Source organism: Clostridium sp. CTA-17, assembly GCF_054767895.1.
Genome location: NZ_BAAABF010000014.1, coordinates 1 through 12,604 on the forward strand (window position 1 = coordinate 1; position 12,604 = coordinate 12,604).

General features: G+C 30.2%; 13 protein-coding genes and 1 tRNA gene. 1 reads left to right on the plus strand and 13 read right to left on the minus strand.

All coding sequences use genetic code 11. The features are described 5' to 3' along the window. The 11 genes from ACYUCG_RS14495 to ACYUCG_RS14545 form a co-directional block, all read right to left on the minus strand. On the minus strand, positions 1–131 hold a 131-nt coding region (locus tag ACYUCG_RS14495), incomplete at its 3' end, for a GTP-binding protein (RefSeq protein WP_242983383.1). Between the two features lie 66 nt (positions 132–197). Further along, positions 198–273: transfer RNA gene (locus ACYUCG_RS14500), tRNA-Thr, on the minus strand. A gap of 82 nt (positions 274–355) precedes the next feature. Further along, a complete protein-coding gene (gene sigH / locus ACYUCG_RS14505) occupies positions 356–1,003 on the minus strand; it encodes an RNA polymerase sporulation sigma factor SigH (protein WP_003459372.1) in 648 nt (215 codons plus the stop codon). An 81-nt stretch (positions 1,004–1,084) separates the two neighbouring features. Then, positions 1,085–1,594 carry an NYN domain-containing protein gene (locus ACYUCG_RS14510; RefSeq protein ID WP_003459316.1) on the minus strand — a complete coding sequence of 170 codons (510 nt, stop codon included), beginning with the start codon at positions 1,592–1,594 and terminating at the stop codon, positions 1,085–1,087. Between the two features lie 15 nt (positions 1,595–1,609). Then, positions 1,610–2,479: a 23S rRNA (guanosine(2251)-2'-O)-methyltransferase RlmB gene (rlmB, locus tag ACYUCG_RS14515; protein ID WP_460268794.1), complete on the minus strand. Its 870-nt coding sequence runs from the start codon at positions 2,477–2,479 to the stop codon at positions 1,610–1,612. Positions 2,480–2,501: 22 nt separating this feature from the next. Then, positions 2,502–3,239 carry an FAD-dependent thymidylate synthase gene (thyX, locus tag ACYUCG_RS14520; RefSeq protein WP_049039920.1) on the minus strand — a complete coding sequence of 246 codons (738 nt, stop codon included), beginning with the start codon at positions 3,237–3,239 and terminating at the stop codon, positions 2,502–2,504. A gap of 15 nt (positions 3,240–3,254) precedes the next feature. Further along, positions 3,255–3,665, minus strand: a complete 411-nt coding sequence (locus ACYUCG_RS14525) for a Mini-ribonuclease 3 (protein WP_003469621.1) — start codon at positions 3,663–3,665, stop codon at positions 3,255–3,257. 226 nt (positions 3,666–3,891) lie between these two features. Further along, complete coding sequence (cysS, locus tag ACYUCG_RS14530) at positions 3,892–5,289, minus strand: cysteine--tRNA ligase (protein ID WP_060794942.1); 1,398 nt, start codon at positions 5,287–5,289, stop codon at positions 3,892–3,894. 107 nt (positions 5,290–5,396) lie between these two features. Next, positions 5,397–7,109, minus strand: coding sequence for a proline--tRNA ligase (locus tag ACYUCG_RS14535; protein ID WP_060794905.1), 1,713 nt, complete (start codon positions 7,107–7,109; stop codon positions 5,397–5,399). A 354-nt stretch (positions 7,110–7,463) separates the two neighbouring features. Continuing rightward, positions 7,464–8,141, minus strand: a complete 678-nt coding sequence (gene ispD, locus ACYUCG_RS14540; protein ID WP_460268795.1) for a 2-C-methyl-D-erythritol 4-phosphate cytidylyltransferase — start codon at positions 8,139–8,141, stop codon at positions 7,464–7,466. Between the two features lie 13 nt (positions 8,142–8,154). Next, positions 8,155–9,261 (minus strand): PIN/TRAM domain-containing protein, encoded by a 1,107-nt coding sequence (locus ACYUCG_RS14545; RefSeq protein ID WP_139934151.1) that lies wholly within the window; start codon positions 9,259–9,261, stop codon positions 8,155–8,157. A 311-nt stretch (positions 9,262–9,572) separates the two neighbouring features. On the opposite strand from ACYUCG_RS14545, the gene ACYUCG_RS14550 reads away from it, so the two are divergent. Further along, positions 9,573–9,974: a nucleoside triphosphate pyrophosphohydrolase family protein gene (locus ACYUCG_RS14550; RefSeq protein WP_003459340.1), complete on the plus strand. Its 402-nt coding sequence runs from the start codon at positions 9,573–9,575 to the stop codon at positions 9,972–9,974. Between the two features lie 33 nt (positions 9,975–10,007). On the opposite strand, the gene disA is transcribed toward ACYUCG_RS14550, so the two are convergent. Together disA and radA are read right to left on the minus strand one after the other, a co-directional pair. Then, positions 10,008–11,072 (minus strand): DNA integrity scanning diadenylate cyclase DisA, encoded by a 1,065-nt coding sequence (gene disA, locus ACYUCG_RS14555; protein WP_003452233.1) that lies wholly within the window; start codon positions 11,070–11,072, stop codon positions 10,008–10,010. A gap of 19 nt (positions 11,073–11,091) precedes the next feature. Further along, positions 11,092–12,453 (minus strand): DNA repair protein RadA, encoded by a 1,362-nt coding sequence (gene radA / locus ACYUCG_RS14560; protein ID WP_060794906.1) that lies wholly within the window; start codon positions 12,451–12,453, stop codon positions 11,092–11,094. Between the last annotated feature and the right edge of the window lie 151 nt (positions 12,454–12,604).

The following is a 12,604-nucleotide window of genomic DNA, read 5'->3' on the forward strand; positions in this document are numbered from 1 at the left end:
GCTTCTGCTCCACCAGCTTGTGCTAAAACTGTTGTTATAGCTGCTGTTAAAGTTGTTTTACCGTGGTCTACGTGACCGATTGTTCCAATGTTAACGTGTGGTTTGCTTCTTTCAAATTTTGCTTTTGACATTGCAAATTCCTCCTTTAAAATTCAAATAAACTCTACCTAGCGTGTTGTATTTTCCTTATTTTGGATTGGAGCTCACGATCGGGATTGAACCGACGACCTCCGCCTTACCAAGGCGACGCTCTGCCGACTGAGCTACGTGAGCACCTTACATTCATTTAATTTACCTATGCCATAAAAATTTTACTACTAATAAAATTCTTTGTCAATACTTTTAAAAAATTGCATTATTTAATGTTTAAACATTTTTCAAGCTTTCTTTTTACACGTTGTAATGCATTATCTATAGATTTAGCTTCTCTATCTAAATCACAGGCAATTTCTTGATATGATTTACCATCTAAATAAGAATTTAACACCTCTAATTCTAGTTCAGAAAGCACACTATTAATTGCACTTTCTATTTTTTCAACCTCTTCTTTACCTATGACCAATGATTCAGGATCTGTAATTGTTATTCCTACTACAGTATCTAAAAGCGTTCTATCAGATTCTTCTTCGTAAATAGGTTTGCTTAAAGAAATATAAGTATTTAATGGGATATGTTTTTGCCTTGTTGCAGTTTTTATAGCAGTTATTATCTGCCTTGTAACACAAAGCTCTGCAAAACTTTTAAATGATGCAAACTTATCTGGATTAAAATCTCTTATTGCTTTATATAATCCAATCATTCCCTCTTGATATATATCTTCTTTATCTGCTCCTATAAGAAAATATGATTTAGATTTAGCTTTTACAAACTGCTCATACTTACTTATTACATATTCTTGAGCCATATTATCACCGTTTTTAGCTAGCATAACTACTTCTTTATCTGTTAAATCTTTAAATTCTTCATAATTATTGATTTTAGCCAAATCATAAGTAATCCCCATATTCTCTACACCCCCAGATAAAAATCTAATATCCAATAAATTACAAACAAATTATAAGGTTTATATATGACTTCGTCAATATTACCCTCTTCTCATTTTTTCTAATTTTTCTAATACACTTTCTTCTAAAGTATCGCCTAAAAAATTTTTACCTAATTCTAATTTATTTTTTTCTGCCTTTTTTCTAATGTTATCCTGAACTTTTAACACTTCATTGTAGAATTCAATAGATGACATTCTCACGGCCCCTCTTTGGAAAATAGTTTGTTGTTCTAACCTATCTGAGGTTACAACAACAATTTCTACTTTTCTTCCTAATTCATCTACCATTCTCTCAATATATGCATCAGCAATTTCGCCTTCTTTTGTAAAGACAGTAATTATATTTCCAGATAACTCTTTACTTTCAATATTTCCAGCAACCTTATGAGCATCAAAAACTAAATAAATTTTACAAGAGTTAAAAGCAGCATAATTTTCAAGCATTTCTGTAAGCTCTGTTCTTGCTATATCATAGCTATAATTTTTTGACTTTTTTAGATTAGGCCAACTATTTATAACATTATAACCATCTATAAATATAACTCTCATCTCATCACTCTTTTTCTACTTTATTATTCTTGATTTTAATACCTCATACATCATTATACCACCTGCAACTGAGGCATTTAAAGAATTTATTTTTCCAACCATTGGAATTTTAACCAACTTGTCACATTTCTTCTTAGTTAAGTTTGACATTCCTCTACCTTCACTACCGATTATTATTCCACAAGCACCTTTGAAGTTTGTTTCATAACTATATTCTTCTCCAGCTATATCAGCTCCATATATCCATACATTGTTAGCCTTTAATTCTTCAATAGCATTATTTATATTAGTAACTTTTGCAATTTTCATATGTTCAATAGCTCCTACAGAAGCTTTATAAACAGTTCCAGTTACTCCAACATTTCTTCTCTTTGGAATTATGATACCATGTGCACCACATAATTCTGCTGTTCTTACTATTGATCCTAAGTTATGAGGATCCTCTAATTCATCTAAAATAACTATGAATGGATCTTCATTTTTACTTTTAGCTAAATCTAATATATCTTCAACAGTACTATATTTAAATGGAGTTATTTGTGCTATTACTCCTTGATGAGCTTTAGTTTCGCTCATTAAGTCAAGTTTCTTTCTATCAACTTCTTTTACAACTATTTTCTTTTCTTTAGCTAATCCTAAAATTTTGTTTATTGAACCTTCCATTTTTCCATTAGCTATAAATATTTGCTCTATAGTCTTATCTGACTTTAATAATTCTATAACAGCGTTTCTTCCTTCTACTAAATCTTCTCTTACTTTAACTTCTTTTTCAGCAAAAGTTCTAGTATTTCTAGCATATTTTTCTTCTCTTGCTCTTTGTTCTCTTTCTAAAGCATACTTTTGCTTACGAGTTAATTGTTTATATTTATTTTCTGACTTTGTCATTTTGTTCTCTCCTTAAAAATTCCTATTTTCCAAGATATAATGTTCTCATCTCTTTAAGCTTTCCACAACACATTTTTCCTTCAGGACATGGACCTGCTACACAACTTGGACCTGCATTCTTAAATAATATCGGGGCAACCTTTTTAACTTCATCAACCATTTTTTCTGCCATAGTTCTTATTTCCCATTGAGCTCTATCACAACATCTATGATGGAAGAAATTCATTAAACTTCTAGCATTCATAGTAAATACAATTTTTGTTTCACAAGCATTAGGAAAAACATACCTTGCATCCTCTATAGCTTTTTTCTCAGCTGGTTTTTCACCAATTCCTTCACTAATATACTTATCTTTTAATCTTTCAACTATCTCATCATATGCTTTTTGTGCACCTTGCATTTGGTCAATAAATAGCTTTTTAGCAACTTCATCATTTTCTATAGCTGGTGGTACTATGTATTCAAATTGATCTAACTTAACATATCTTTGAGATTGCTGTGAGTAAGATGCTATTCTATGTCTAACTAACTGATGAGTTAAGCTTCTTGAAACTCCTTCTACTGCAAAAGTAAATGAAACATGCTCTATTGGTGACATATGACCATATGACATAAGCATATTTAAAAACTTTTCTGCTCCTTCATCAGTTAAATTTTCTAATATATCATCAACACCTACAGGACTATAGCATAATTTAGCCGCTGCTGCTATGGTCTTTTCTGGTTCTGGTGTATATTGTAATAATTTAACTTTTAACATTAATATTTCTCCTTCCTAAACGTGAACTTCTATACATTTCAATAAGAACTCATTTAATCTTTCTTCTTTTCCAGTAAGATATAAATAACCTACTAAAGCCTCAAATCCTGTTGCATTTCTATAATCTCTAACATTTGCATTCTTAGGTACTGTTGCTGATTTAGCATTTCTACCTCTTTTATAAATATAAAGTTCATCTTCCTTTAGCTCACCTTCTAAAGCATTTATTATGTCACTTTGTGCCTTAGCTTTTACATATTGTATTGCTTTAACATGTATTTTGTGAGCTGATAAACCTGCATTTTCACTTAATATATAGTTTCTTATAAAAACTTCGTAAACTCCATCTCCTATTAAAGCTAATTGAAGTGGGTTTAACATTCTAGCTTCACTTTCTGAAAACTCTCTGTATAATAAATTCTTCAATATCTTATCTCCTTTTGTTTGAGCTTAATTTAAAAATTATATAGAATTTATTTATTTAAAACTATTAAACTACAAATTCAAATCTAATTCAATCAAAGATTTTAATATGATTAAATTTAGATTTTTTTAAATTATTGAATTTACTATTATTTTAATAGTTATCAAATAAAATTCTTTAAAATAATAACTTGCAAAAGAAAGTTCCTTTGCAAGTTTATTATCTAAATTATATCATCTTCCATCTAACACCTTGAGGTGTATCTTCTAAGACAATTCCTCTATCTTTTAATTCATCTCTTATTTTATCAGCTAAAGCAAAATCTCTATCTTTTCTAGCTTGTTGTCTCTTAGCTATTAAAGCTTCAATCTCTTCTTCTAGATTTCCTTTAGTTGACTTTTGGAACATTCCTAATGGAGCTCCTAATTCTCTTATTAACTCTAAAGCTTTTTGAGCTAATTCCTTTGATGAGTCAATTGTTATATTTGTATTAGTATCTTTTATTAAATCAAATATAGCCGTTATAGCATCTGCTGTATTAAAATCGTCATTCATTTTTTCAATATATTTTTCTTTATATTTGTTTAATGACTCTAAGTAAGCTTTTTCTTCCTCATTCATTTCTTCTCTACAAACTTCATCTATTAAGTTTTCTAAGTTTCCTATAGCATTGTATATTCTTTCAACTGAAGCCTTAGCTGACTCTAATAAGTCTTCACTAAAGTTAAGTTGTTGTCTATAGTGAGCTGATAACATTAAAAATCTTATAACATCAGCATCATATCTTTCTAATATTTCTCTTGCTGTAAAGAAATTATTTAATGATTTTGACATTTTTTCATTGTTTACATTAACAAAGGCTGAATGTAACCAATATCTTGCAAAAGGTTCACCTGTTAAAGCTTCACTTTGTGCTATTTCATTTTCATGGTGAGGGAATTTTAAGTCTGATCCACCAGCATGGATATCTATAGTTTCACCTAATAATTTTTTAGCCATGCATGAGCATTCTATATGCCATCCTGGTCTTCCCATTCCCCAAGGACTATTCCAAGCTGGTTCACCTGGTTTTTGAGCTTTCCATATAGCAAAGTCCATTGGATCTTTTTTTCTTTCATCAATACTTATTCTAGCACCTGATTGAAGATCTTCTATGTTCTGTCCTGATAACTTTCCATATCCTTCAAACTTCTTAGTTGAGAAATAAACATCTCCATCAACTTCATAAGCATATCCTTTATCAACTAATCCCTTAACAAATTTTATTATCTCTCCAATAAATTCTGTAGCTCTTGGATTAACTGTAGCTCTTTCTATATTTAATGCATCTGCATCTTGGTAATACTCTTTTATATAAGTATCTCCAATCTTCTTTACAGTAGTGCCTTCTTCATTAGCCTTTTTTATCATCTTGTCATCTATATCTGTAAAGTTTTGAACAAAATCAACTTTGAATCCTCTGTATTCAAAATATCTTCTTATAGTATCAAAAACTATAAATGTTCTACCATTTCCTATGTGAAAAAAGTTGTACACAGTAGGACCACAAACATACATTTTAACTTCTCCTGGAGTTAAAGGAATGAATTCTTCTTTTTTCTTGTTTAAAGTATTATAAACCTTAATCACTACTTGACCCTCCTACCTTATATTATTAGTAACTCACCCTATATTAAATAAGGTGAGCTCTATTATTATATTCTAATTATATACAATTCCGTTAATCTTATAAATTATAAAGATAAATTTGCTCTTTCAAATTCTTCTCTTACTCTATTATAAACTTCTTCTATAGATAAAGTCTCAACTTCTCCACCGTTTCTAAGTTTAAATTCAACTTGACCTTCACCAATCATCTTTCCAACAGTTATTCTCATTGGAATTCCCATTAATTCAGAATCTTTGAATTTAACTCCTGCTCTTTCTTTTCTATCATCAAGTAGAGCTTCAACTCCCATCTTTCTTAATTCATTGTATATTTCTTCAGCTTTAGTTGCTTGTTCTTCATTTTTAACATTAGCTGGTATAACTGATACATGGTATGGAGCTACTTCTAATGGCCATATTATTCCGTTTTCGTCATTGTGTTGCTCTATTATTGAAGCTACAGTTCTTGTAACCCCTATTCCATAGCATCCCATTATAAATGGTTTAGCTTTTCCATCTTCATCAATAAATGTTGCACCCATAGACTCTGAATACTTAGTTCCAAGTTTGAATATATGTCCAACCTCAGTACCTCTTGAAATAGTTATTTCTTTTCCACACTCAGGACATTTTTCTCCTATAGTAACATTTCTAAAATCACCAACTACTCCTTCAAAGTCTCTTCCATAGTTTACATTTTTTAAGTGCATATCAGTTTCATTAGCACCAATTATGAAGTTATACATATTAGCTACTTCTTGGTCAACTAATAACATATCTACTTTTATTCCCATAGGACCTGCAAATCCAACAGCTGCGCCAGTAGCTTCTTTAACAGCCTCTTCACTTGCCATTTCTAATTCTATAACTTCTCCAATAGCATTAGCTATCTTAACTTCGTTAGCTTCTCTATCTCCTCTTAATACAACAGCAACAACTTTATCGTCAGCTTGGAATATTAAAGTTTTTGCTATTTTCTTTGGTGAGCATTCAAAGAATTTTGCTAAATCTTCAATTGATTTAACAGCTGGAGTTTCAACTTTTTCTACTTCCATTAATTCTTCTTTTTCTGCATGTTCTGGTGTTGATGGAGCTTTTTCTATGTTAGCTGCATAATCACAAGCTGTACAGAATACTACATCGTCTTCTCCAACTTCTGATTTAACCATAAACTCAGCTGAACCTGATCCACCTATAGCTCCTGAATCAGCTGCAACTGCCTTAGCATCTAATCCACATCTATTGAATATATTAACATATGCTTTTCTCATTTTTTCATATGCTAAATCTAATCCTTCTTGATCTTTGTCAAAGCTATATCCATCTTTCATTATGAATTCTCTTGATCTCATAACTCCAAATCTTGGTCTTCTTTCATCTCTATACTTAGTTTGTATTTGATAAAGATTTAATGGTAATTGCTTATATGACTTTATTTCATTTCTAACTATATCAGTAAATACCTCTTCGTGAGTTGGTCCTAAGCAAAAATCTCTGTTATGTCTATCTTTTAATCTAAACATTTCTGCTCCATAAGCATCCCATCTTCCTGATTCTTGCCATAACTCAGCTGGTATTAAAGCTGATGCTAAGAATTCTTGAGCACCTGCATTATTCATTTCTTCTCTTACTATATTTTTAACATTTTCTATAACCTTTAATCCTAAAGGCATATAGTTATAAATACCTGCAGCCATCTTTCTCATAAGACCTGCTCTAAGCATAAGCTTGTGACTTTCTATTTCTGCTTCAGCTGGAACTTCTCTTAAAGTTCCTACTAACATATTTGACATTTTCATAATATATTACCTCCTCATAAGCTATTTATAATCTTAATATTTTAATTAATTTCATTTTAAAAAATAAAAAAAGCTCTACCCTAAAAAACTTTAGGGCGAGCTTGTATTTCGCGGTACCACCTAAATTTGTACTCTATTCATTGTTAACGGTATTAAACCCGGTTAGTTTTTTGCTACGACTCCAAAGTAGGTTCAAAACATGTTGAAAATCTCTCAGCCTAGTATTTTCTCTCTGTATAAGCGTTTTTACTAATCTTTTTCACAGTCTTTACAACTATTAAATTTTCTTAAATCTTATAAAATTATATCCTTATAAAAATAACATGTCAATATACTGTCTATATGTTGTGATTATTACTTAACAAAATGTTCTGCTAATATTAAGTCTTCTGGTGTTGTAACCTTTATGTTTTTATAGTCACCTTCAAAAAGATAAACTTTTTCTCCTAAAAGTTCTACTATCATAGTATCATCCGTAACCTGAATCTTTTCATTTTTAACTTTGTCATGACCTTTTTTTATTAAATTATATTTAAAGCACTGTGGAGTTTGAACAGCTACTAAAGACGATCTATTTGGTGTATCTATAGAGAATCCTTCTAAGTTTTTAACTTTTATAGTGTCCTTTGGCATAACACCTGGAGCAGCTGCTCCAAACTCACTGGAATATCTTATTCCGTCTTCTATTATTTTATTGCTTACAAAAGCTCTTGCTCCATCATGTATTAAAACAATATCACAATCTTCTATGGAATTTAATGCATTGTAAACTGAATCCTGTCTTTCCTTTCCACCTTCTATAATTTTAGAAATTTTAAAATCAAATCTAGGTTCTATTTCTCTTTTAAAATAATCTATCTCATCCTTAGGTAGAACAAGAATTATTTCATCAATTCCTTTACACTCCTCAAAAACTTTTAAAGTATAATATATTATAGGTTTCCCATTTATTTCAATGAACTGCTTACTAACTTCAGCACCCATTCTTTTTCCTTTTCCACCTGCTAATATTACGCTAACTACTTTTCCCATAATTAAATTCCTCTTAAGATTTATATTTAGCAAATATCATTCTTCCTGCTGCTGTTTGAAGTACTGAAGTTACAACTACTGTTATTTCTTTTCCCATGTACTTTCTACCACCTTCTACAACAATCATAGTACCATCATCAAGGTAAGCAACTCCTTGTCCAGATTCTTTTCCATCCTTCACAACAGTAAGAGTCATCTCTTCTCCTGGTAATACTACTGGCTTAATTGCATTTGCTAATTCATTTATATTTAATACTGGAACGCCCTGAAATTCAGCTACTTTATTTAAGTTATAATCATTTGTTACAACCTTACCATTTAATTTTTGTGCTAATTTTAGAAGTTTAATATCAACCTCTGCTATTTCTGGGAAATCACCTTCCCACATGATTACTTCTATTGAAAGCTCTTTTTGGATTTTATTTAATATATCTAATCCTCTTCTTCCTCTTGTTCTTTTTAAAGAATCCGAACAATCTGAGATATGTCTTAATTCATCAAGAACAAAAGTTGGAATTACTAAAGCTCCCTCTATGAAACCAGTTTGACATAAATCAAAGATTCTACCATCAATTATTACAGATGTATCTAAAACCTTTGGAGTAGCCTCACTCTTCTTATTAGAAGAATTCTTTGATTTCTTTTCTTTAGATTGATTTTTTCTAAAATTCTCAAAGTATCCTGTAATATCTTCTCTTTTTTTAACAGCTATATCAGCTCCTATAACCATAGCTATTATGTTTATGACAACTGACACAATAGGTCCTAGCATGTCATTTAATCCACTTAAAAAGCTACTTAATGGCAACGTTATTACTAAAGCTAATAATAAAGCTACTATGGCTCCCCCAGCTCCAAATATTATTTCACTTGGAGATAATTTAGATATTCCTTTTTCTATAAATGTTATAAGTTTTCTTATAGCTCTATAAATAAAAGGAGAAAGAATAAATAAAATGATTCCAAAAACAGCAATTAAAATTACATAAAATGATACCTTAAAAAAAATGTTTGTTAGATATTCATTGCCTATAGCACTTTTTCTTATTCCATCTGCTAAAACAAATCCAATCAACAATCCTAAAATAGTGAAAATTACTCTGAAAATTTTCTTTATCACAAACTCACCTCCTATATAATTATTGACATGTTTAGTTTTTATCATTCATAGTTGTAAAATATTTATAATATATTTTCTTAATTATACCATATTGAAGCACTTTAATACTTACAAATATTGTTTAATTATTATAATTAATAAATTACCCCCTATAAATCTTTTTAAATTTGATTTATATTAAAGTCAAGTTAACAAGCTAATTAGTTTTTAACATATATTTAGTTTTGCAACCTAAATCATTTGACAAATATAACCAAAAAATTCTATAATTACTATAGGGTCAAAGATTAGTATATAAGGAGTGAAACACTATGAAGGACGTAATTTTTGACGATTTTCAAAATAGCGTTAATAATTCTTTACTTAGACACAAAAGCATATTAGATATATTGAGTAAATATCAAGAATCTCAAGCAAGAGCTAGCAGAGCTATATGCAAAGCCGTTACAAATTGCGGTTGCATAGAGATTTGTGCTAAAAAACAGAATATGTTAGAGGATACTGACCTATCCTTAGAAGAACTTAATCCACGCTTAAGTTCTCATATAAAAGGTGACTTATGCGAAAATTGCAGAGAAGTTATAGAACGTGAACTTGGAAATAATCTCTTCTATTTAACTTCACTATGCAATGCACTGGATCTAAACCTATTTGATATCTTATTAAAAGAATATAACAAAATGGATACTTTAGGTAAGTTTACTTTTAGATAAATATTAAGTGCCATATTTATATGGCACTTCTTTTTATAAATTTTTATTTAAAGCAACTTGTTCTCTTATTCTTCTTAATCCATTTTTTATCGCTCTAGCTCTAGCTTCTCCAATTCCTTCTACTTGATCTAATTCTTCATTTCCAGCTTCAAGAATATATTTAAGCTTTCCAAAATGTCCTACTAAGTTTTCTATTACATTTGAAGGTATTCTTGGTACCTTATTTGATATTCTATACCCTCTTGGTGACACTAATGTGTCAATTAAAGATTTTCCTACATATCCTAATTCTTTTGCTATTATATCTAAATCTAATAAATCTTCAGCTGATAACTCTTGAATTTCTTTGTAAACATCATTATATTCCATCTTGTCATAGCAATAGTCTCTTATTAAAAGCACTCCATCTTGTTCTATACTTCTTACTAATTCATTTAATTGCATAGAAATAAGTCTTCCCTCATTTCCCAGCTCAATAATATAGCCCTCTATCTCTTCAACTATTCTCATTACCATTTCAGTTCTCTGTATAGCTGTAGTTACATCAAAAAGAGTTGCCAAGTCTTGAAACTCAAGTATATTAAGATTATTTGTTACTCTTTCAAGTACAGCTACATACTTTTCTAATGTTTGTATAGCCTGATTTGCTTTACTTAATATAACTGCACTATCCCTTAAAACATATTTTATGTCACCTTTATAAACAGTAATTATATTTCTTCTTTGTGATATAGCTATTGCTATTTTATTTGTTTGCTTTGCAACCCTTTGAGCAGTTCTATGTCTTGTTCCTGTTTCAAAAGTACTTATAGATTGATTTGGCATAAGCTGAGCATTTGCGTAGAGTATTCTTTTTCTATCTGAAGTAAGTACTAATGCTCCATCCATCTTAGCAAGCTCATATATATATGCTGGACTATATTCAGAATTTATATTAAATCCACCATCTACTAAATCTAAGATTTCTTCATTATCCCCTAATACTATAAGTCCTCCTGTTTTAGCTCTAAGTATATTATCTAATCCTTCCCTTAAAGAAGTACCTGGACTCATTATTTTTAATATTTTTTTTAACTCATCATCATGTACAGTTCTCATTTACTCACACCTATCCATCTTAAAATATCTTTCCTATTGCTTCCCTTACAGTTTTTACTCCTATAAGGTTTAATTTACTTCCCTTTAATTTTTCTAAGCTTCTATAAGGAACAACTGCATTTAAAAATCCCATTTTTTCTGCTTCATTTAATATTCTGTCACAATTTGATATTGGTCTTATTTCACCTGTTAACCCAACCTCCCCTACAACAACTAATTTTTCTAAGCTAGCTGCTTTACCTTTAACAGAGGATACAAGTGAAATAGCAATTCCTAAATCTGCTGTAGTACCTTCTATTTCAAGACCTCCTACTACATTTACATAAACATCAGTATTATAAAAAGGAACTCTTAATTTCTTTTCTAATACAGCTAATATTAAACTTAGCCTTGAATTTTCTACTCCCACAGAAGTTCTTCTAGGCATAACTGCTTTTGTTTCAGATGCTAATGATTGAATTTCTACAAGAATAGGTCTAGTTCCTTCCATGACTCCAATTACAACTGACCCTTCTTGATTAAAACTAGTGTCCTCTAAAAACATGCTAGATGGATCATAAACCTGCATTAATCCTTCTCCACGCATTTCAAAAACACCTATTTCAGCCGTAGTACCAAATCTATTTTTCATGGTTCTTAATATTCTAAATTCTTCAGTTCTTTCCCCTTCAAAGGATAATACAGTATCCACCATGTGTTCTAATACTCTTGGTCCAGCTAAATCCCCTTGCTTAGTAACATGGGCAACTATAAATAATGGAATATTTTTTCCTTTAGCAATTCTCATTACAGCATTTGAGCATTCCTTAACCTGTGAAACACTTCCTGGTGCTGAAGAAACTGTTTCTCTATAAATTGTTTGTATTGAATCTATTATTATGAAAGCTGGTTCAAGTTTATCTATATATGCTTCTATTACATCAAGATTAGTTTCGGAAACTATATAAAGTTCTTCTGCATCAACATTTAACCTGTCTCCTCTTATTTTTATTTGTTCTTCTGATTCTTCCCCAGAAACATATAAAACTTTCCCATATTTTTTTGAAATATTATTGGCTGTCTGTAAAAGAAGTGTAGATTTACCTATCCCAGGATCACCAGATATAAGTGTAAGTGACCCCTTAACAAGTCCTCCACCTAATACTCTATTTAATTCACCAATTCCAGTATCATATCTTTCCTTTTCACCTGACTTAATTTCTTTTATCTTTTTAAGCTCACCAATTTGCCTTTCAACCTTAGGAGAAGATTGATTACTCTTAGTATCTCTAATCTCTTCAACCAAGGTATTCCAATTATTACATTCTGGACATTTTCCCATCCATTTAGGTGTTTCATATCCACAATTTTGACATACATATATGCTTCTAACCTTTGCCACTTTACCAACTCCATATTTCTTCATTTTACGTACAAATCTAATTATTTCCTAATATATCCTTAAATAATCATATCATATCATTATAACTAATCACATACTTATTTATTACTATTTTCTTAAAAAGATTCATGTAAAAGATTTAATAATAATT

Coding starts and splice junctions, on each gene's coding strand:
- sigH (WP_003459372.1), bottom strand. CDS start 1,003: ATGGGGATTACTTATGATTTGGCTAAAATCAATAATTATGAAGAATTT.
- ACYUCG_RS14510 (WP_003459316.1), bottom strand. CDS start 1,594: ATGAGAGTTATATTTATAGATGGTTATAATGTTATAAATAGTTGGCCT.
- rlmB (WP_460268794.1), bottom strand. CDS start 2,479: ATGACAAAGTCAGAAAATAAATATAAACAATTAACTCGTAAGCAAAAG.
- thyX (WP_049039920.1), bottom strand. CDS start 3,239: ATGTTAAAAGTTAAATTATTACAATATACACCAGAACCAGAAAAGACC.
- ACYUCG_RS14535 (WP_060794905.1), bottom strand. CDS start 7,109: ATGAAAATGTCAAATATGTTAGTAGGAACTTTAAGAGAAGTTCCAGCT.
- ispD (WP_460268795.1), bottom strand. CDS start 8,141: ATGGGAAAAGTAGTTAGCGTAATATTAGCAGGTGGAAAAGGAAAAAGA.
- ACYUCG_RS14550 (WP_003459340.1), top strand. CDS start 9,573: ATGAAGGACGTAATTTTTGACGATTTTCAAAATAGCGTTAATAATTCT.
- disA (WP_003452233.1), bottom strand. CDS start 11,072: ATGAGAACTGTACATGATGATGAGTTAAAAAAAATATTAAAAATAATG.